Origin of the sequence: Kaistella palustris DSM 21579 (assembly GCF_000422265.1) — a bacterium.
In the GTDB taxonomy this organism is placed as follows: domain Bacteria; phylum Bacteroidota; class Bacteroidia; order Flavobacteriales; family Weeksellaceae; genus Kaistella; species Kaistella palustris.
The window spans coordinates 1-20,687 of sequence record NZ_KE383813.1; the positions used below are offsets into that span (position 1 = coordinate 1).

General features: G+C 41.8%; 22 protein-coding genes. 10 read left to right on the plus strand and 12 right to left on the minus strand.

The annotated features are described in order from the left end of the window. Window positions 1–246, minus strand: a 246-nt coding sequence (locus H562_RS0112610; protein WP_034691021.1) for an IS1182 family transposase, incomplete at its 3' end; no start/stop codon positions are given. Window positions 247–434: 188 nt separating this feature from the next. On the opposite strand from H562_RS0112610, the gene H562_RS0112615 reads away from it, so the two are divergent. Genes H562_RS0112615 through H562_RS0112625 form a run of 3 tightly spaced genes read left to right on the plus strand, consistent with a single transcriptional unit; the run spans window position 435 to window position 2,313 of the window. After that, window positions 435–971, plus strand: a complete 537-nt coding sequence (locus tag H562_RS0112615) for a type 1 glutamine amidotransferase domain-containing protein (protein ID WP_027377837.1) — start codon at window positions 435–437, stop codon at window positions 969–971. 15 nt (window positions 972–986) lie between these two features. Then, window positions 987–1,592, plus strand: coding sequence for a hypothetical protein (locus H562_RS0112620; protein WP_027377838.1), 606 nt, complete (start codon window positions 987–989; stop codon window positions 1,590–1,592). Further along, window positions 1,582–2,313, plus strand: a complete 732-nt coding sequence (locus tag H562_RS0112625; protein WP_027377839.1) for a DUF72 domain-containing protein — start codon at window positions 1,582–1,584, stop codon at window positions 2,311–2,313. The genes H562_RS0112620 and H562_RS0112625 overlap by 11 nt, the downstream gene beginning before the upstream one ends. On the opposite strand, the gene H562_RS0112630 is transcribed toward H562_RS0112625, so the two are convergent. From H562_RS0112630 to queA, 5 genes are all read right to left on the minus strand, one after another. Further along, complete coding sequence (locus H562_RS0112630) at window positions 2,310–3,287, minus strand: polyprenyl synthetase family protein (RefSeq protein WP_027377840.1); 978 nt, start codon at window positions 3,285–3,287, stop codon at window positions 2,310–2,312. The two genes, H562_RS0112625 and H562_RS0112630, sit on opposite strands and share 4 nt — an antisense overlap. A gap of 85 nt (window positions 3,288–3,372) precedes the next feature. Continuing rightward, window positions 3,373–4,248, minus strand: coding sequence for a hypothetical protein (locus H562_RS0112635; protein WP_027377841.1), 876 nt, complete (start codon window positions 4,246–4,248; stop codon window positions 3,373–3,375). Beyond that, window positions 4,245–4,964 (minus strand): YoaK family protein, encoded by a 720-nt coding sequence (locus tag H562_RS0112640; protein ID WP_027377842.1) that lies wholly within the window; start codon window positions 4,962–4,964, stop codon window positions 4,245–4,247. Before H562_RS0112640 ends, H562_RS0112635 begins: the two co-directional genes overlap by 4 nt. After that, on the minus strand, window positions 4,964–5,998 hold the full coding sequence (rlmN, locus tag H562_RS0112645) for a 23S rRNA (adenine(2503)-C(2))-methyltransferase RlmN (RefSeq protein WP_027377843.1): 1,035 nt from the start codon (window positions 5,996–5,998) through the stop codon (window positions 4,964–4,966). Before rlmN ends, H562_RS0112640 begins: the two co-directional genes overlap by 1 nt. A gap of 88 nt (window positions 5,999–6,086) precedes the next feature. Further along, the gene (queA, locus tag H562_RS0112650) at window positions 6,087–7,136 is read right to left on the minus strand and encodes a tRNA preQ1(34) S-adenosylmethionine ribosyltransferase-isomerase QueA (RefSeq protein WP_027377844.1); all 1,050 of its coding nucleotides are present in this window, start codon (window positions 7,134–7,136) and stop codon (window positions 6,087–6,089) included. Window positions 7,137–7,298: 162 nt separating this feature from the next. Between queA and H562_RS0112655 the strand changes: the two genes are divergently transcribed. Then, complete coding sequence (locus tag H562_RS0112655; RefSeq protein WP_156832004.1) at window positions 7,299–7,847, plus strand: hypothetical protein; 549 nt, start codon at window positions 7,299–7,301, stop codon at window positions 7,845–7,847. A gap of 85 nt (window positions 7,848–7,932) precedes the next feature. Here the strand turns inward: H562_RS0112655 and H562_RS0112660 are convergent, their stop codons facing one another. Beyond that, window positions 7,933–9,930, minus strand: a complete 1,998-nt coding sequence (locus H562_RS0112660; RefSeq protein WP_027377846.1) for a S9 family peptidase — start codon at window positions 9,928–9,930, stop codon at window positions 7,933–7,935. Window positions 9,931–10,043: 113 nt separating this feature from the next. Here H562_RS0112660 and H562_RS0112665 point away from each other — a divergent pair, with 113 nt between their 5' ends. Further along, complete coding sequence (locus tag H562_RS0112665) at window positions 10,044–10,892, plus strand: T9SS type A sorting domain-containing protein (RefSeq protein ID WP_027377847.1); 849 nt, start codon at window positions 10,044–10,046, stop codon at window positions 10,890–10,892. A gap of 157 nt (window positions 10,893–11,049) precedes the next feature. Here H562_RS0112665 and H562_RS0112670 read toward each other — a convergent pair whose 3' ends face one another. From H562_RS0112670 to xth, 5 genes are all read right to left on the minus strand, one after another. Continuing rightward, entirely contained in the window at window positions 11,050–11,538 is a 489-nt protein-coding gene (locus H562_RS0112670) for a PH domain-containing protein (protein ID WP_027377848.1), read from the minus strand. Between the two features lie 10 nt (window positions 11,539–11,548). After that, window positions 11,549–13,411: a M1 family metallopeptidase gene (locus H562_RS0112675; RefSeq protein WP_027377849.1), complete on the minus strand. Its 1,863-nt coding sequence runs from the start codon at window positions 13,409–13,411 to the stop codon at window positions 11,549–11,551. 111 nt (window positions 13,412–13,522) lie between these two features. Beyond that, window positions 13,523–13,867, minus strand: a complete 345-nt coding sequence (locus H562_RS0112680) for a phage holin family protein (protein ID WP_027377850.1) — start codon at window positions 13,865–13,867, stop codon at window positions 13,523–13,525. Between the two features lie 11 nt (window positions 13,868–13,878). Beyond that, on the minus strand, window positions 13,879–14,331 hold the full coding sequence (locus tag H562_RS0112685; protein ID WP_034691170.1) for a DUF2147 domain-containing protein: 453 nt from the start codon (window positions 14,329–14,331) through the stop codon (window positions 13,879–13,881). Window positions 14,332–14,400: 69 nt separating this feature from the next. After that, window positions 14,401–15,174: an exodeoxyribonuclease III gene (gene xth / locus H562_RS0112690; RefSeq protein ID WP_027377852.1), complete on the minus strand. Its 774-nt coding sequence runs from the start codon at window positions 15,172–15,174 to the stop codon at window positions 14,401–14,403. A gap of 92 nt (window positions 15,175–15,266) precedes the next feature. On the opposite strand from xth, the gene ku reads away from it, so the two are divergent. From ku to H562_RS0112715, 5 genes are all read left to right on the plus strand, one after another. Continuing rightward, a complete protein-coding gene (gene ku, locus H562_RS0112695; protein ID WP_027377853.1) occupies window positions 15,267–16,046 on the plus strand; it encodes a non-homologous end joining protein Ku in 780 nt (259 codons plus the stop codon). Between the two features lie 56 nt (window positions 16,047–16,102). Beyond that, window positions 16,103–18,670: a DNA ligase D gene (ligD, locus tag H562_RS0112700; RefSeq protein WP_027377854.1), complete on the plus strand. Its 2,568-nt coding sequence runs from the start codon at window positions 16,103–16,105 to the stop codon at window positions 18,668–18,670. 68 nt (window positions 18,671–18,738) lie between these two features. Further along, window positions 18,739–19,173: a DUF6526 family protein gene (locus H562_RS0112705; protein ID WP_027377855.1), complete on the plus strand. Its 435-nt coding sequence runs from the start codon at window positions 18,739–18,741 to the stop codon at window positions 19,171–19,173. Between the two features lie 31 nt (window positions 19,174–19,204). Continuing rightward, window positions 19,205–19,372, plus strand: a complete 168-nt coding sequence (locus H562_RS0112710; RefSeq protein ID WP_027377856.1) for a phosphatidate cytidylyltransferase — start codon at window positions 19,205–19,207, stop codon at window positions 19,370–19,372. Window positions 19,373–19,485: 113 nt separating this feature from the next. Then, the gene (locus H562_RS0112715; protein ID WP_027377857.1) at window positions 19,486–20,595 is read left to right on the plus strand and encodes a DNA topoisomerase IB; all 1,110 of its coding nucleotides are present in this window, start codon (window positions 19,486–19,488) and stop codon (window positions 20,593–20,595) included. Window positions 20,596–20,687: the final 92 nt, after the last annotated feature.

Sequence of the window (20,687 nt, forward strand, 5' to 3'; positions counted from 1 at the left end):
TTTTTCGATTTTCCTGCTGGAATAGATATTATCCATATAAGCGTAAACCATTACCTTGAGCATCATCTTGGGATGAAAGCTGGGTTTGCCATCTTTACTATACTCCTCAATGAGCAGTCTCAGATCAAGTTGCTCAATAACCCCATTAACGATGCGAACAGGATGACTTTCCGGAATCAATTCCTCGATTGAGGGCGGGAATAACCAGTTTTGTTGTTGATTATAATCTTTAAATTTAATATTCATATCATTGATTATCAATACTTAAAGATACAAAACAACTATAAAATAGACAATACTTTGCAAAAAAAATCACAAAAAAACCGCCTCAGTTTTGAGACGGCTTCTTTTAATTTAGAAAAAATATGCCGCAAACTTTTTTAAGCAGTTAAAAAGGGCACAATTTCTGTTTCAGGTTTTGCAAATAAATTTTTATGAACACTTTAGAAAATAAAAAGATTGCAGTTCTTGCAACTGATGGTTATGAACAGTCTGAACTCGAAAGTCCGGTGAAAGCATTAAAAGAAGCCGGCGCGACAGTCGAAATCATTTCGCTGAAAGCGGGACAGATAAAAAGTATGAAAGATCACGAATGGAGCGATCCTGTAGATGTGGATCAAACCGTGGATCATGCAAAGGAAAGCGATTACGATGCTTTGGTTTTGCCTGGTGGCGTGATAAATCCGGATACCTTGCGAAATGATGAGAATGCGGTAAAATTCGTTAAATCCTTCTTTTCGGCAAATAAGCCTGTCGCCGCAATTTGTCACGGTCCACAGACCCTCATTAATGCGGATGTTGTAAAAGGCAAAAAAATGACTTCCTATAAATCGATATCTCAGGATCTTAAAAACGCTGGCGCCGCCTGGGAAGATTCTGAAGTAATCACCGACGGAAACCTTACGACCAGCCGAAATCCGGGCGATCTGCCGGCCTTTAACAAAAGAATAATTGAAGAATTCAGCAAATAATCATTAAATAAAGTCATGTACCACAAAGTTCCTAAACAAACAGAAGGCAACTGTAGCGATAACATTTCTGAGCGAATTTTTGACACAGAAAAGGAAGCGGCAGATTTTTTCCGGGATCTGAAAAAGAGATTTTTCGACGTAAATTCCTGGGAACTGTATGCAGGAAAGGAGAAAGCTGAGTTTTCCTTACGGAACCCCGGCGGCGAATTGTCTCTCGATTTCCCGAAAGTCAACGATTATTTGAGGATTAAAGTTCCCGGTCTGCATAATCCCACCGGGGATTCTTATGACTGGGTGCGCCTGGAAGTGGTTGAAGAAGAAGATCACGAAACTTCACAAACCGCATATATGCGTGTTCGTCCCTGTGAAGATCCGCATAAAAAAAATGGCAAGATCGCACACTTTTTTACCGATTCCGCTACCTCCAATTTTTTAATTAAAAGAGAGGGCTCCAAAATAACGGCTGCTGTACTTGCAAGGAATGAAATTCCAAACACCGAAGATCTAAATCTGCTGGAAAAATTACGGAACAACCTGGTCGCTGTTGGCGGCATGGTTATAGGAAGCAAATTCCAGTGGACCTCACTTACTGACGGTTTACTAAAAAAAGATGAGGAATAAGTATTTTATTGGCTGTTCGGGCTTTACACAGGGTTATTGGAAAGGTTTTTTCTATCCGGAAAATTTGCCGTCAAGAGATCATTTACAATATTATGCTGAACATTTAAAGACAGTGGAGATCAATTCCACTTTTTACCGGAAGCCTATGCTTAAAACCCTTGAGAAATGGTATGACGCGACACCGGAAGATTTTCAATTTTTCCTTAAGATTCCAAAAAACATTACCCACGTTAAGAAGTTAAATGATACAGCCGAAGAAACTTCAGTATTCTGCAGTCACATTTGTTCCGGCTTAAAGGAGAAAGTCGCGGGATTTCTGTTTCAGTTACCGGGCAGTTTTAAATTCAGTGAAGAGAATTTGGCTCACTTAATCGAAAGTGCCGATCCTAAGTTCGTTAATGTTGTTGAATTTCGCGATAAATCCTGGTGGACCGAGCAGGTCTACGAAAAACTGAAAGCAAATAACATCGTGTTTTCCGGCGTCAGTTATCCCAAAGATCTGCCGCGTGCGGTAATGGTCAATAATGGAAGCCTGTTGTATTACCGTTTGCACGGCATTCCCGTCCTTTTCAAATCTGAGTATGCCGCAGAAGAACTGGAATCATTAGCCAAAGAACTGAAGAATTTTAAAGGAAAAGTTTTTGTTTTTTTTAATAATACCTGGGGAACGGCAGGAATAAAAAACGCGCTCGAACTCGACGCACTCCTGCGAAGAAATTAATATTTCCTTTCGATCACGTAATCAAGCATCAGTTCCAGCGAATGTCTGGCCTCACCTGCCGGGAGTTCCTGCAGGATATTTTTTGCTCTTTGCTGATAATCTTTCATCACACCGATTGCGTAGCTTAAACCACCGGATTTTTTCACGAACTCGATCAGTTCCTTTACCCGTTTGGTATCATTGTTAAAACGCTTGATGGTGTTGAAATAATATTTCCTGTCGTCAGCATTTGCAGTTCGCAGCGTATAGATCAGTGGCAAAGTCATTTTCTGTTCCTTAATATCAATGCCCACGGGTTTTCCTATAATATTCGAAGTCAGGAAATCGAAAAGGTCATCTTTGATCTGAAAAGCCATGCCGGTTAAAGTGCCAAATTCGCGCATTTTTGCCGCCATTGTTTCATCATCGGTATTGCTCAGCACGCCGACTTCACAACATGCTGCAATGAGCGTAGCTGTTTTCTGCCGTATGATTTCAAAATACACATCTTCTGTAATATCGAGTTTGCGGGCTTTTTCGAGCTGCAGAAGCTCACCTTCCGACATCTCCCGAATCGTGGTGGAGATCACACTCAACAGATCATAATCCTTGTAATCGGTTGAGAGTAAAACCGCCTTTGAAAGAAGATAATCGCCGACTAGAACTGCGATCTTATTTTTCCATAACGCATTGATGGAAAAAAAATTACGTCTTTTAAAACTTTCGTCCACAACATCGTCGTGCACCAAAGTCGCGGTGTGGATCAACTCGATCATGGACGCGCCGCGGAAAGTTTTTTCATTAACCTCGCCGAACAGTTTTGCACACAGGAAGACAAACATCGGGCGCATCTGCTTTCCTTTCGTCGTCACAATAAAACGTGTAACCTTATCGAGCAGCGGCACATTACTCTGCATCGATTCGTAAAACTTCTGTTCAAAAAGTTTCATCTCTGCGTTGATCGGCATTTTAATCTCTTCTACAATGTGGGCCACTCTGTATATGTTGGGAATTATTACGTAAACGCAAATATAATTATTAAAAACCTAATCTGCGGAGAAAACCTTTGCCTGAGGGAAATTACTTCAGTTTTTCAGCGGGGATAAAATAAAGGCGCGCTTTTGATCTGCCCAGTGGAGAGCGGAATTCTTCGCCGGAAATATAAGCGCCGGACTCATCTACAGCGATTCCCTCGATTTGACCCACCGCCAGCGTACTTCCCAGAAAATATTTTTTGGGTTTCTGGTCAAAGAATATTCCGGGGGAAGTTTCATTAAAAACAGAAAGATAGATCTCAAATTTTTTGGTGTAACCTACAAGATAAAGTCTGCCTTTGAAGTACGATGCATCAGTCACCACGAAATCGGTTTTATAGTTTTCAACTATCTGTGCGGCCTGTTTTTCCGGCAAGTTGGGATTTACAGTATAATGTGTCACGCCTTTGGAAAACCATTCTTTCGTAAAGACATGAATCTTTCCGTTCAGGAAAATCATCGATTCTGCATCGAAATCATTATTTAGATTCTGTGGCTCGAAACTGGTTTGCTCGGGGTAATAGAAAGGAATTTCTTTAATGGAAGTCAGGTCTAACGAATCATTGAACGGGATTTTATAGATCACAAGATCCTTGCGGGTTCCACGGTTGTTGCCGATGTCGCCGATGTACAAGCTGGTGGAATCACTCGCGATGGCCTCCCAATCCTGATTTTTAAGGTTTGTTTTAAAAACTTTTTTAATGACAGCTGAATGCTTATCGATCTCAAAGATTTCCGACGTATTTCCACTGTCATTAAAGGTATAAAGCTTGCCGCGGATAAATTCCAGACCTGAGTTTTCGACCAGTGTATCGCCAAATACAGCGGTTTGGAAAGGATTAAGTTTCAGCCATTCATAATCTTGCTGCGCAGAAAAACTCAGTGAAACAAATAAGGCTGTAATCGCCAGAAGCTTCTTCATGATCGGTGTCGTTTTATTAAAAGGATTTTAATTTTTATAAAGTCGTACAGCAAACCTGCGGTCAACAATACTGTTCCAAGAATCAAAGATTGGATGCCGAAAAAATCGAAAAGAATTCCGCCAACGATGCCGCCTGAAAAAAACATCAGAATGATTGTAAGCCGCAATTTGATGGACTTGATGAGTTTGATTTGGTGCACTTTATCTTTATAGAAAAAAAGCTGGGAAAATTCGATTCCCATATCGGTAAATAAGCCGGTAAGGTGTGTGGTTCGTACGATAGATTTCGAAATGCTTGTTACGAGTGAGTTTTGCATGCCCATTGCGAAAAGCAGACTCAGCGCGATAAGATCGGGACTTTGCTGTATCAGAAAATTTCCTGAAATGGCGATGACCAGAAGAATCACCGCTTCGCTGATTACAGGCAGAACATAAGTTTCATTTTCCCGGATGCGTGAATAGGTTTCTACCATGAAGTTGGCCAGAAAAGCCCCCAGAAAAAAGGCAAAAACAAAAAGTGCAAAATGAAACGCAGCCTGGAAGTTGAATTTGAAAATTTCCTCAATAAAAAAGGCAAAATGGCCGGTCACGTTTGTGGTTAGGCGGTGTACGGAAAAGAAACCCACCACATTGACCAAACCTGCAACAAATGAAAGCAGTGAGGCGATCGCCAGATTATGGCGTGGCGTGCGGCTTTTACCGATGTGCGAAAACATCAGTCGCTGCTTTTATTCGCCAGTTGACCGCAGGCGGCATCGATATCGCCACCACGGCTGCGCCGTATAAGAACGGTGATCCCGGCTTTTTCCAGCTGACGCACATAGTTTTCCTCTGCCTCCTTATTACACTGATCGTATTTACCGTCGCCGATCGGATTGTACTGTATGAGATTCACTTTGCTGGGAACCTGCTTGCAGAAACGGATCAAGGCTTTAATGTCTTCGTCGGTATCGTTAATGTTTTTCCAGACACAGTATTCAAAGGTAATCGGATTTCCGGTGTTCGAATACCAGTACTGAAGGGATTCCATAATTTCTGTCAGCGGAAATTTGCCTGAAAATGGCATGATCTCATTCCGTTTTTTCTCAATGGCTGAATGCAGTGAGAAAGCAAGCTTTACACGCAGATTTTCGTCGGCAAGCATCCTGATCATCTTGGGAATACCGGATGTTGAAACTGTGATCCTGCGCGGCGACATGCCCATACCGGTGGGATCCGTCATTTTTTTGATGGATTCTACCACATTTTTATAGTTCATCATCGGTTCGCCCATTCCCATAAAAACGATATTCGAAAGCGGCCGGTCAAAGTACAGTTTGCTTTGCCTGTCGATAAGTGCAACCTGGTCCACAATTTCGGCCACTTCCAGATTCCGCATTCTTTTAAGGCGCGCTGTGGCACAAAACTCACAGTTGAGTGAGCAGCCGACCTGAGAAGAAACGCAGGCTGTAGTTCTGGTTTCCGTAGGGATCAGTACGGATTCTACCAGCAGTCCGTCGTGCAGTTTTACACCGTTTTTAATGGTGCCGTCTGTTGATTTCTGCAGTTCGTCAACTGTGATCGGATTAATGGTATATTCCTGGGCAATTTTTTCGCGAAGTTCCTTCGAAAGGTTTGTCATTTCCTCGATGGAATGCAGGTTTTTACTCCAAAGCCAGTCGTAAACCTGTTTCGCACGAAACGGTTTCTCGCCCAGTGAAATAAAATATTGGGTAAGTTGCTCCAGCGATAAAGTGCGAATATCTTTCAAAAGAATTTTAGATTTTAAATGATAAATTTTAGATTAAGAACACCGAAATGAACTTAATCTAAAATTTATAATCTATCATTTATAATATTTATATAATCAACATCGCATCTCCGTACGAGTAGAATTTGTATTTGTTTTTCACTGCTTCCTCATAAGCATGCATCAGAAAATCTTTTCCGGCAAAGGCTGCAATCATCATCATTAATGTTGATTTAGGCGTATGAAAATTGGTGATCATTGCATTGGCAACACCGAAATCGTGCGGCGGGAAAATAAATTTATTGGTCCAACCGTGATAAGGACCGATTTTTTTATTAGATGAAACCGAAGTTTCCAGCGCGCGCATGGTCGTTGTTCCTACGGCGCAAACTCTGCGCTGCTCTTCTACCGCTTTGTTGATGATATCGGCATTGAGCTGGTCGATGATCGCTTCTTCAGATTCCATTTTATGTTTTGAGAGATCCTCAACTTCAATTGGATTGAAGGTTCCTAAACCTACGTGCAGAGTAACTTCAGCAAAATCAATCCCTTTGATCTCCAGTTTTTTCATCAGGTGACGGGAAAAATGCAGACCTGCCGTAGGTGCTGCTACAGCGCCTTCGTGTTTTGCATAGATCGTTTGGTACCGTTCTGCATCTTCGGGTTCCACTTCTCTCTTGATATATTTCGGGAGCGGTGTCTGGCCAAGTTCCTTTAATTTCGCACGGAATTCCTCATAGGAACCGTCGTATAAAAAGCGCAGTGTTCTTCCACGAGAAGTGGTGTTATCGATCACTTCCGCTACAAGGGATTCATCTTCTGAGAAAAAAAGTTTGTTACCAATACGGATTTTTCTTGCCGGATCCACGAGTACGTCCCAAACGCGGGTTTCCTTGTCGAGTTCACGTAAAAGAAAAACTTCGATCTTGGCGCCGGTTTTTTCTTTGTTACCGTATAATCTTGCAGGAAAAACTTTGGTATTGTTAAAAATAAAAAGATCGTGCTCGTCGAAATAATCAACTACATCTTTAAATGTTTTGTGTTCAATGGTTTCCGTTTTGCGGTCCAAAACCATTAATCTTGCGTCGTCTCTGTGTTCAGCCGGATGTTCCGCCAAAAGCTCTTCAGGCAAATGGAAGTTAAAATCCGAGGTTTTCATCTTTTTCAAATTACTGTAATATAAAGATTAAGTCCGAAAAAACGAAAATTTTTCGGCCTGCAAATATACGACATTCAAAGGCGTTTGTCAAGTCCCCCGCGTTTGAATTTTGGCGCAGGTGATTTGGAACGATAAATGCAGAAGACACTCAAAATAATCATTATGAAAAAGTTAATTGTTCTTGCCACTGTGGTCAGTCTTTTTTTTGTAACCGGTTGCCGGGATATCGTGAATTCTGTACTTGATGCGCTGCCGCCGATTAATGTGCCGTTTTCTACAACACTGCAGGTCCCGTTTGCAGCCGTAAGTACAACCACGTATACCCGAACACCGGAAATTCCGATGAATATTGATCTTGATGCGCAGATCAAACAGAATAATCCAAAATATTCCATCAATAATTTAAAGTCGGTACAGCTGAGTACGTTAAGTTTGGATTATGTAAATTCAGATCTTGGGAATCAGCTCGACGTAATTAAAAATGCAAACATTTATGTAAAAGCGCCAAACCAGGCTGAACGTCTGATCGCAACGGCGTATGACAACACCAATCCTACCACGATCACCTTCAATATTGAAAATGCTGAACTGATCGAATATTTCCGCACCAGCCAGAATTCCTTAATTATAGAAGTTCAGGCCGCCCGAGCCACGGCTGATAAAATTACCATGAAAATGAATTCCGGATTTAAAATTAAAGTTCAGCTCTAGAAAAGCTTTAATTGAAAAACAATCCAAAAAGTACTAGTATTTCCAATTCTAAAAAAGAAGTCCGGATAAATCCGGACTTTCAGTTTTACAAAGTTTCTTTTAGCCATTCGAAAAATTCGCGTTGCCAAACCAAACCGTTCTGAGGGTGTAAAACCCAGTGATTCTCATTTGGGAAATAAAGGAATTTTGTTTTTAAACCTTTCAGCTTAGCCGCCTGAAATGCTTCCTGGCCCTGCTCATAAGGCACACGGTAATCAATGCCGCCCTGGATGACCATGATCGGCTTGTTCCAGTTGTTCACGTAATTGGAAGGGTTAAACTCGGTGTAAGATTTTGGTGTGGGCTTGTCGTAAGGCGAACCTCCCAGATCCCAGTTGGCAAACCAGAGTTCTTCAGTTGTCAGGTACCACGATTTCATGTCGAAAAGTCCGTCATGTGCGATGAAGGTTTTAAACCTGTTGTCGTGAATTCCGGCCAGCATAAATACGCTGTAGCCGCCGTAACTGGCACCAACCGCGCCCATCCTGTCGCCATCTACGTAAGGTAATGTTTTCGCATAATCTGCCGCCGCAAGATAATCGCGCATCGGCTGACCGCCCCAGTCCTTTGAAATATCTTCATTCCATTTTGTTCCCCAACCCGGCATTCCACGGCGGTTTGGCGCTACGATGATGTAGTCATTTGCCGCCATCAGGGCGAAATTCCAGCGCACGCTGAAAAACTGTGTTAGTGCCGACTGCGGACCGCCCTGGCAATATAAAAGTGTAGGATATTTCTTTGAAGCATCGAAGTTTGGGGGATAGATAAACCATACGCCCATTTCTTTTCCGTCGGTGGTTTTTACCATTTTCAGTTCCGATTTTGAAGGTGTGATCTGCGCGTATTCTTTTTTGTTGACCTCGGTAATCTGTGTCATATTGCCGCTTTTCGCATCTACCGAGAAGAGATCTGCGTTGTGGTTAAAATCGGTCCGTGAAACGACGAGGCTGTTTTTATTCTGGGCATAAATTTCATTTACATCGAAATCACCTTTTGTGATCTGTGTTATTTTTGGGTTATTCAAACCGACGGAAAAAAGCTGTTTGGTGCCGCGGAAAGCGGTTGTAAAATACAGGGATCTGGAATCCTGCGCCCAGCGCACATCTCCAGCCACGCTCTCGTCCCAGTCCTTTGTAAGGTTGGTGACTTTTCCGGTTTTCCACTCAAAGATCTTGATGTCATTTTTATCGGCCTCATAACCTTCGCGCTCCATCGACTGCCAGCTCATATATTTTCCGTCCGGCGAGAATTTTGGCGCCACATCGTAGCCTTTGTTACTGCCTGTAAGGTTTCGTACAGTACCGGAATTTACATCGTAGGCGTAAATATCAGTGTTGGTGGACTGGGCATATTCTGCACCGCTGAGCGCTTTGGTTACATATAAAAGCTGGGTTGAATCCGGACTCCATACCATGTCTTCGCTTCCGCCAAATGGCCGCTGCGGTGAATCCCAGGCTTTGCCTTCCAAAAGGTCTTTGGCATTTTCCACCTTATCCGAAATATTCACCACAAAAATATGGTTGTACTTGCCTTCATTAAAATAATCCCAATGCCTGTGGTTAAGATCGGAATAAATATGTGCGGTAGATTTTGGAGCATCTGAATATTTATCTTTGCCAAGAACTTTTTCTACGGTAACTTCTTTGCTGAAGGCAATCTTCTTGCCGTCCGGCGAGATTACTACATTATCGACCTCGCCGCTGGTGTAAAATTCTTTCCAGGTTTTTCCGGCGTCTTTAGAAATAAAAATTTGAGCTCCCTCCTGCGCATAAAGACCGTTTGAATCCCACTGTAAAAGTGACTTTTTCCCAAGGTCCAGAGCGCTGGCGCTATTGGTTTTAAGATTTAAAAAATAATTCTTCCTGTTGTTTTTTTCAGTTTTCAGATCGGTTTTCCCCACACTGTAAACAAGTGAACCCTGATCAGGCGAAACTGCTGAAACACCGATTTTATTGAGTGTCCATAAAGTTTCGGGTGTCATTACATTTTGGGCATTCATAAGAAAAGGCGCTGCCAGAGCGATTAAAGAATTTTTAAGTTTCATTAGAAATTATTTTAAGAATTGAAGAGTAACAAATATAGGATTTAAAAAAAATAAAAGGTGACTGAACTCTTAATTTCGTATTTTTATCTGCATAACACAAAATAAAAGCTGCTATGAAAACAAATTTAACCGCTGTCTTCCTGTTTTTTTATATGTTTTCTTTCCCCCAAAACACTTTATTCCTGCCATATGAAGCTTTATTTCAGGGAACAACAACTGTTACTGTAAAAAGTTTTGAAAATAATTCAACAGTTTATTTTACTACCGATGGCAGCCAACCCAGTTTAAATTCACCTTCAACAACCAGCGAAGTGCAGATCCCAATTTCTGTCCAGACAACTTTCAAGGGATTTTATGTGCGTTTAGGGCAAACTTCACCTGTTGAAACAGTTACTTACTATCGCAATGACTATGAACGGCCAAAGTTGTTTTTTAAGCCGCCCGCAAGTTGGACGGATACCTGTGCTTACATGAACGCAGAAGAACCGAGATCCATGGTCGATTATTTTCCGCCGGGACCGCAAATGAGTTCTGCCTGCGAGGGTTGGAAAAAAATAAATGCCAATTTTGCAAAAGGTTATGTTACTTTTAACACTTGCTATTTGTTCACTCCTGCAGATCCACAAAGCTCACCGGCATTTTTGATAGATTCTGATTTATTTTGGGATTTTTCAGTAGGCGCGATTACAGATCCGCCTGTCTGTTTATTGGCTTCGAATGAGGTGAGCGGAAAAAATGCGATGATCAAAGTGTTTCCAAACCCAGTGCAGGACAAGTTAAAAATTAATTCACAGATTTCTTTCTTCAAATACGAGATTTTGGATTCTTCCGGGAAAATTTTCGAAGCAAAAAAATTGTCAGATAATGAAATCAATGTGAGCGGATTGCCAGGCGGAGTTTACTTCATTAAACTTTACAGTGCGGAAGGCGGAAATAATTATGTGAGATTTGTTAAAAAATAATCTTAAAATTTTCTTTGCCTGCGTGCTCTACTTTCATCTCAATTTCAATGGCGACATCTTTACCGCTGAAAATTCAGTCCAAACCTGTTTGGGAACCTGTAAGTTTCACTAAATACATTCTAAAACATCCAAAATAAAAATATAGAAGCTATCTTTCTTATCCCGTAAAGTTTCTGCTCTCGGTCACTGTTGCCACGAATTTTTCCGGATCCCCGGGACTGATCATATAGATCTTACCCGACTGCAAAGTGATCCTCACTTTCTTATGCCTGTTCGTCACGTACCAAACTTCACCTTTATTGAAATAGCCAAAATAACCAAAAAGTCCACCGACACCGAAAGTGCGGAAGTTAAATCCCAGCGTCGTAATCTGTTCGAGTGTTTTAATGTCTTTAATATTAATCGCAACACGACCGTATAAATTTTTGATGATAATCCGGGATTCTGAGACTTCAATACTTTTGGGAACAAAACCATACGAAATTACTACAGCGCCAATCAATATAATCATTAGAGCAACCGCAGGAACGGGTTGTGCAGGCTTAATAAAAAAGGGCGTAACAGCGAACAGTGGCATAAGAATCAGGAGAATTACGGTTAATAACCTCGTACCCTGATCCATTTTCGCAGTCTCAAATTCCTTCATAAAAGCAATATTAAAGTGTAAATAAATTATCTTTCGGCGTGTAATCCATAAAAATTCCACCATCCAATTTAACAGATCTCACTTTCATTTTTGCGGGAGTTTTTGTGGTAAAGGTTTTAGCCGTTTTCCAGATTTCGGGCGTATAATGTTTTTTGGTCACCGTTCCATCAGCAGCTGTAATTTCTACCTCAAAGGGAATCGCAAAACCACCAACGTTCTCTATACTGATGATTAAGTTTTCACCTTCAATTTTGGCTGAATTCAATTTTAAATCGATGTAGTTATTACTGAAAAACCAGTTATTCCAGAACCAGTTAAGATCCTGCCCGCTTCCGGCATTCATTGAGTTGAAAAAATCCCACGGCATCGGATGTTTTCCCTGCCAGGTATTCATGTAATGATGGAGTGCCTTTTTGAAAAGGTCATCACCGAGCAGATCTTTCAGCGCCAGGTACGAAAATGCAGGTTTTATATAAGAATTATTACCATAGCCAATGCCCGAAACCTGTGTACTCAGCGAGATAACAGGTTGGTCTTCTTCGGTTGAAGGATCGTTGATATATCTCTTTACCCGAAAATCTGTGAACATTTTATCATTAAAGGTTTTGCCGTTTTCGGCCTCCCCGATCAGATACTCCAGCGCGGTCGCCCAACCTTCATCCATAAAAGCATAGCGGGTTTCATTGATTCCCATGAAGAAAGGGAAATAGGTGTGCGCAATCTCGTGATCCACGGTTTGCCTTGAATCTGCAAGATTATCGGGAATGGCAGTATCATTTACCATCATCGGATATTCCATATCCGCAAAACCCTGAAATGCAGTCATGGTCGGAAAAGGATATTCAATTCCCGGCCAGTTTTCGGAAAACCACTTAATGCAGTATTTCTGCCACTCTACATATTTTTCGAAGTCCGCAGTTCCGGCATTGTATGTTGCCTGCACAGAAACTCTCTTTGTCTGCAGCTGCACACTGCTGGCATCCCAAACATAAGAGGAACTTACGCCAAAAGTAAAATCAGTTATATTTTCTGCCTTGAACTTCCAGGTATTGACCGGCTTTTGAGCGGTTACTTTGCCGTTCCTTATTTCCGGCGCAGTTGCCACGTGAATGATTTCGTTGCCTGTTAAAGATTTTTTAAATTTTGTTAGGACAGCAGGCTGCAAAACTTCCTCAGGATTTTGGAGGACTCCGGTCGCATACACGATATAATTTCTCGGTACAGAAACGGATACACGGTAGTTGTTGAAGTCGTTATAGAATTCATTCCGGCCATTGTGGGGTAATTTATCCCAGCCGTTGTAATCATCATATACAGAAATTCGCGGGTACGCGTAGGCGCCAAACAGTGTATTTTCATCGATCTGACCTTCGCGGCCGCTTTCTTTTGACAAAGGATATTGCCATATAATTTTAATTGTGTTTTTTGATTTTGGCAGCAGCGCAGTTTTCAGCTTCAGATCGTAAAAAGTTTCCCAGTCCTCACTGTTAAGCGTGTATTTTTCTCCGTTAATGGAAAGCGCTTTGATCTGCAAACCATCACTCAGAAAGTCTGGTGAGGTTTTGCTGTTTCGTGGTGAGGTTGGTTTGTGTACGTTGTTCACAAATCTTATGACAACCGTTTTCAGTGTATCCGGCGAGTTGTTTGCGTAGACAATTGTTTCATCACCGGCAACAGTTTTCGATTTGGGATCTACTGTAAAAGCAATTGAATAATCACCTCTGTTCTGCCAGTAATTTTTTCCGGGTTTCCCATCTTCCGAACGTGTCTGCTTTTCATAAGCAAGTTTAATATTCCGCGGAATATATAAATCCTGTGCAAAACTGTCCGATGAAAATATCAGAAGAAAAAAAATGACAAATAAGCGGTTCATAAGGTAAATGTTAAGATTCAAATTTAAAGAATTTCAAGCAATCTGAAATATCATAAAAAAACCATTCCCGGGAAATCCGGAAATGGTTGTGCTTTATTAGGAAAACAGTCCTTAATCTTTCGGTGAGATCAGTCCGCCAAGTAACGAGGTGATAAAAGATAAAGCGATACTGAAAATGAAGGCCCAAAGAAAGCCGTCTACCGTCATGCTGTCGACAAAATAATCAGCGATCAGAATTACAATGGCATTGATGACAAGAGAAAACAATCCTAACGTAATAATCGTTAAAGGAAAACCCAAAATTTTGAGAATTGGTGTAACAATAAGGTTAAGGATTCCCAAAACGATCGCGAAGATCAGCGCGCCGCCAAAGCCGGTAAAGTGAATGCCCGGCAAGATATACGCTAGTAAATACGCTGCAACTGCAGTGACTAAAAGTCTGATGATAAGGTTCATAATTTATGATTTTAAAGTGTTGATCTGAGTTTTTTGAAGGACAGACTTTTGCCGATCCATTTAAATTTCCAATATCCGCGCACATTCAGCAGGCCATCTTTACCAAATTTAACTGATGAATCCCAGTGTCGGCCTGAACTTGCATCATATATAATTCCGTGTTCCCAGGAATGGGTTTCAGGTTTGTATTCCAGACCTTCCAGAATTTCCATTCCAATTATTTTTCTGCTTCGCAGGGCGGGATTTGGGTTTCCGGAGTCGTAGCGCGAATTCATCGGTTTTCCGCTGCCCAGTTTTTCATCGAACCATATAACTTTTGCACGGTATTCGTCATTAACTTTATACACTTTTACAGCCACGCTGTGATCTACTGCCATCCAACTCCCGAGAATATCGTCGGCAGACTGTGCCTTAATAACAGTGAAGCTGAACAGTAAAAAGAACAGAATTTTTTTTGCAATCATGAATCTCTCTATGCAAGATTACTGCCATAATGGGACCTTACCGCGGTTTTGTCAATTATGTTATTTCATTTAACTTTCAATTTCGATCCAGACGGGCGTATGGTCGCTGGATTTTTCCCAACCGCGAACATGCGTATCTACCTTTGCTTCTTTTAAAAGTAGCAACGCACTCGGCGAAAGCAGAAAGTGATCGATGCGCATACCGGCATTCCGCTCGTATGCTTTCCGAAAATAGTCCCAGAAGGTATAAATAGTTTCCGTGGGATGCAGATGCCGTATCGCATCGGTCCAACCCTGACTGATCAGACTGAAAAACGCTTCCCGAACTTCGGGCAACATCAGCGCATCATTCTTGAATTTTTCGGGTTTATACACATCTTCATCAGTAGGAATCACATTGAAATCGCCGATCAGGAAAACTTTTTTGCCGGAAGTAACCAAGACCTCGGCATGCGCATCGAGTCTTTCAAACCAGCGCAGTTTATAATCGAATTTTGGCCCGGGTGTAGGATTTCCGTTCGGCAGATAAATACATGCAATTACAAGGTCGCCCACTTTTACTTCCAGATAGCGGCTGGCCTCATCCTCTTCCTCACCCGGCAAACGTGTGCGCAGCACTTCTGCTTTTTTATCTTTTGTTAAAACCGCCACGCCATTCCAGCTTTTCTGGCCGAGCCACACCGCATGGTAACCGGCTTCCAAGATTTCGGCTTCCGGAAACTTTTCCTGTGGCGCTTTGAGTTCCTGTAAACACACGATATCCGGCTGTCTTTCTGCGAGCCATTTCAGCAAAACGGGTAATCTGCCGTTCACACCGTTTACGTTGTAAGTTGCGATTTTCATAGGTTGAATTTAAAAAAAGTTAGCGACATTAAAAAAAAATGAAAGAATAATTTGGACGGTTATTTGATATGATTTTTTCTAAATAAAAGATTATGAGAGCTATTTGGAACGGTGCGATCGGTTTTGGACTCGTAAATATCCCGATCAAATTATATACGGCAACGGGCGAAAGTAATATTGATCTCGATATGCTCGATAAAGATGATCACGAAAACATCAACTTCAAGAGAGTAAACGCGAAGACCGGCAAAGAAGTGAAATATGCCGATATCGTGAAAGGTTATAAACTGGAAGACCGATACGTGGTGCTTACAGATGAAGATTTCGAGGCGGTGAGTCCGGAGAAAACCAAGATCCTGAACATAAAGCAGTTCGTGGATATTCACGAGATCGACAGTATTTATTTTGAAAGTTCCTATTTTCTGGAACCTCAGAAAAATGGCGAACAGGCGTACCAACTGCTGTTGAGCGCTTTAATTAAAACTAAAATGGCGGGAATCGGTACTTTTATTTTGAGGGAAAAGGAAATCCTTTGTCTGGTTCGTCCGTATGATGATAAAGTCCTCATACTGAACCGCATGCGCTATCCTGATGAGATCCGCGACTTCGGTGATCTGAAACTCCCAAAAGCAAAGACCGCCAAAACAGAAGAACTTGCAATGGCAGAATCCCTCATCAAACAGTTGGCGACAGATTTTGATCCGAAAAAATACAAGAATACTTATAACGATGATCTTATGAAAATCATTGAAGCCAAGGCGAAAGGTAAACCGAAAAAAGTGGTGGTCAAAGAAGAAGTGTCCGGCAAGGCGACCGATCTTATGGCCCAGCTGAAAGCCAGTCTGGATTCGAAAAAGATGAAAGCCGGCTAAACTTTGCAGTCAACAGTGTTTTATAATTAAAAATTATCATCAGCAAACTCTCATTAATGCCACTTGACGAATACAATAAGAAACGTGATTTCGAGCAAACTTCGGAACCAAAGGGAAAAAACGAAACCAGAAAAGGCAAACTGAAATTTGTTATTCAGCGGCATGCCGCGAGTCGCCTGCATTATGATTTCCGGTTAGAGATGGATGGGGTACTTAAAAGTTGGGCTGTCCCCAAAGGACCATCGTTGAATCCGGCGGATAAGCGACTTGCAATGATGGTTGAAGATCACCCTTTTGCATACCGAACTTTTGAAGGAAGCATACCCGAAGGAAATTACGGCGCTGGTGAAGTCGAGATTTGGGATGAAGGAACGTACGAACCTTTAAATAAGGTCAAAGGTAAAACCGACGATCTGGTTATGCAGGAGGAGTTGGCCAGGGATTCCCTCAAATTTGTGCTGCACGGCAAAAAACTGCACGGTGAATTTGCGCTGGTTAAAATTAAAAACTCCGACGACGGGAATCCGTGGCTGCTCATAAAACACCGTGATAATTACGCGGTAGACGATTACGACGCCGAAGCCGAAACCGATCCTAACTCCAAAGTTTCAGAATATCTGATCCAGAAAAAAAGTAAAAAAAAAAGTAATTCGCCAGTTGTAAAACCGTTCAAAAATTATACGCCGGCGCTTTCTGCAGAAAGAAAACTCAGCAAGTTCATTAAACCGATGCTCGCCGCACTTGCGCCAAAACCTTTCAGCGGAAAAGACTGGGCTTTCGAAATTAAATGGGACGGTTACCGTGCGGTCGCTGATCTGCGCAGCGGCGTGCAGCTTTACTCGCGCAACGGCCTCTCCTATCTTGAAAAATTTAAAAAAATTACAAATTCATTAAAAATTCAGGAGCATGACATGGTTCTGGATGGTGAACTTGTCGCCTATGATTCTTCGGGCAAGCCTAATTTCCAACTACTGCAGCAAATCGGCGATATGCCAAACCTCACGGTGGTTTATCAGGTCTTTGATCTGTTATGGCTAAATGGTCATTCTACCGAGAATCTCAGCTTTCTTCAAAGGAAGGAATTGCTGAAAGATGCATTAAAGGAAACCGACGTCATCAAATATTGTGATCATGTTCTCGAAAACGGCGAAGAATTCTTTAAACAAATCCAGAAAACAGAACTTGAAGGCATGATCGCAAAAAAGATACACAGCACGTATATTGAAGGTGCCAGAAACGGTGACTGGCTGAAAGTGAAAAGCGTGCAGACCGATGAAGTCATCATCTGTGGATTTACCGCACCCAAGGGAAGCAGGAAAAAGTTCGGTTCCCTCATTTTAGGCAGGTACGACGGCGGAGATCTGATATTCAGCGGACATACCGGAACAGGTTTCAGTGACAAAGGTTTAGTTGAACTATATGCCAAGATGGAGCCTCTTATTGTAGGGCAGTCTCCCTTTAAAAATACCCCAAAAACCAATGACAAAGCCACGTGGCTGAAACCTGAGCTTATTGCAGAAATTAAGTTTACCGAGGTGACCAAGGATGGGATTTTCCGCCATCCTGTTTTTCTGCATCTGCGCGAAGATAAAAATACAGAAGAGGTGACCATTAAAAAAGATAAAATTATGGCAAAGAAAAACGAAGAACCGAATTTGAAAGCAGAGCAAAAACCTGTGAAGAAAGCTTCAGTGAACCGCGAGACTGATCAACTGGCGAAATTTGGAAAACAGGAAGTGAAACTCACCAATCAGAATAAAATTTACTATCCAAATGATGGCGTGACCAAAGGCGATATGATAGAATACTATCAGCAGATTTCGACCTACATTCTGCCGCATATCAAGAACCGCCCTCAATCGATGAACCGTTTTCCGAACGGAATTACCGGTATGAGTTTCTATCAGAAAGATGCTTCAGACAATACACCGGAATGGGTGCAGATTGAAAAAGTGCATTCCGACTCCGGCGATAAATTTATCGACTATATCATCTGTAACGACAAAGCTACAATGGCCTATATGAACAATCTCGGCTGCATTGAATTTAATGTGTGGACAAGCCAGATTCAGAATATCGACAAGCCCGATTATCTGGTTTTGGATCTGGATCCCTCAGAAAAGAACAGTTTCGAAGATGTAATTGAAACTGCGCTCGTTGCAAAAAAAATAATGGATCTGGGAAAGGTCAAGGGATACTGCAAAACATCCGGCAGTTCGGGTATTCACATTTATATCCCAATGGGCGGCAAATATACTTTCGAACAGGTTAAGGATTTTGCGCATATTCTGATGCAGTTTGTGCAGAAGGAACTTCCCGATACTACGACTTTGGAAAGAGCGCTTCAGAAAAGAGATAAGAACAAGATTTATCTGGATTACCTGCAGAACCGCCGCGGCCAAACCCTGGCCAGCGTGTACAGTTTACGTCCCAAAAACGGTGCGACCGTATCCATGCCATTGGAATGGAGCGAAGTGAAAAGTGGTTTGAAACCTACGGATTTTAATATAGAGAATGCTTTGGAAAGGGTAAAAAAGAACGGAGACCTGTTCAAACCCGTGCTCGGCAAAGGCATCGATATGCTGAAAGCGCTGGAACTTCTGCACCCAAATGAGAACTTATAATCCCTTTAAAAAGCAATGATAACCGCGCATAGATCTAATTTGGTTGCATATTTGCTAGAAAGATAATTATGAAAACCCAAAACTACAGCAATCACACGAAATTTTACGCGCCGCATCATTTTATACTGTTGCCGCTTTTGCTGATTCTGCAGATTTATGGGATCTGGAAAATATTTACCGATGAGCCTCAGATCCTTTGGATCCTGTTTTCGGTCATTATCTTTCTCTTTATTTATGTGGCGGTCATGATGCGGCAGCATTATGCACTGGGAAACCAAAACAGGATCGTTCGACTGGAATTTAAGCAGCGGTATTTTGAGATTTTTCATCAAAGGTCGGATGAGGTTGCAGACAGGCTCAGTTTCGGTCAGATCGCCGCGCTGCGTTTCGCGTATGATGATGAGTTTAAGATATTACTCGATAAAGCATTAAACCAAAACCTTTCAGGCAAAGAAATTAAGAAAGCCATCACCAAATGGCGCCCGGATCACAACCGGGTTTAGCTAAAAACATTAATCATTAAAAATAAACATTATGAAAAAGTTTACATTCCTCAGTCTGGCCGTTTTTTTCCTGCTTACACTTACAAGCTGTGATGCAATCGGTACCATATTCAAAGCCGGCATGTGGTGGGGATTCATCCTCGTGGCTGCCGTTATCGCTTTAATTATCTGGCTTTTTACAAGAGGCAGAAACAGTTAACCGCTTCCGCTGTTATACATAACCGAAAATGCACAGGGATCCATTTAATATTTAATTAACCGGGTTCCTGTTTTTTTATTAATGATCAATTAAATATCTACCCAAAACCAGCCATGGAAAATCCCGAGACCGAACTTATACAAAAACTCACTCCTGCGCGCATTGTGAAGATCATGAAAGATCCCGTGAAATCTGCAAAGGCAGTGCAGTTGATTTATACCAGCGACCGCGAACTCGAAGGAATTGCGAGACGGAAGCGTGGGAAAAAGTTCTCTTATTTCATCGGTGACGAAAAGATAAAGGATAAAGAAGAAATTGCCCGGATCAACAAGCTTGCAATTCCACCGGCCTGGGAAAATGTATGGATATGTACGCTGCAGAACGGTCATCTTCAGGCAACAGGAATCGACGCAAAGAAAAGGAAGCAGTACCGCTACCATCCGCTCTGGAACGCATTGCGGAACCATACCAAATTTTACCGTATGCTGCAGTTCGGTTACGCGCTGCCAAAGATCCGCCTGCAACTTGAAAAAGATCTTGCCCGAAAAAATCTGGATAAAACCAAAGTTCTCGCTGTAGTAGTCAGTCTGATGGAGCGCACAAATATCCGCATCGGGAACAGCGTGTACGAAAAACTTTACGGTTCATTTGGTTTAACGACTTTGAAGGATAAGCACGTTGAAATTACAGGAAGGAAGATCCATTTTTCTTTTAAGGGAAAAAAAGGTATTTACCACGATATTGATCTTAAAAATTCAAAACTTGCCAAAGCGGTACGAAACTGCCGCGATATTCCGGGCAAGGAACTCTTTCAGTATTATGATGAAGACGGCAAACGCCATGCGATCGAATCAGGTATGGTCAACGAATATATTAAGGAGATCAGCGGCGAGGATTTCACGGCGAAAGATTTCCGAACCTGGTCCGGCACGGTGAACGCACTGATTGCATTTAAAGAAATCGGCGAAGCCGAAAACAGCAAGGATTATAAATCAAAGGTTAAAACAGCGCTCGATATGGTTGCAGAACACTTGGGAAATACAGGAAATGTCTGCCGGAAATATTATGTACATCCGCTCGTTATCAATCTGTACGAAAATAAATCGATCACCAAATATCTAAACGAACTCGACGCGATTGAGGTTAACGACGGCAGAACAGGTCTGACGAAAGAAGAAACGGTTGTTATGAAAATTTTGGAAAACGAAAAACTGAAAAGTTAAATTTCGTCCTTTAACTCCCTGTCTAAATTATATGCCGCTTTTGATTAAAAGTTCCCAAATTGGCGGTTATTCAGCTGAATAAATATATCAGA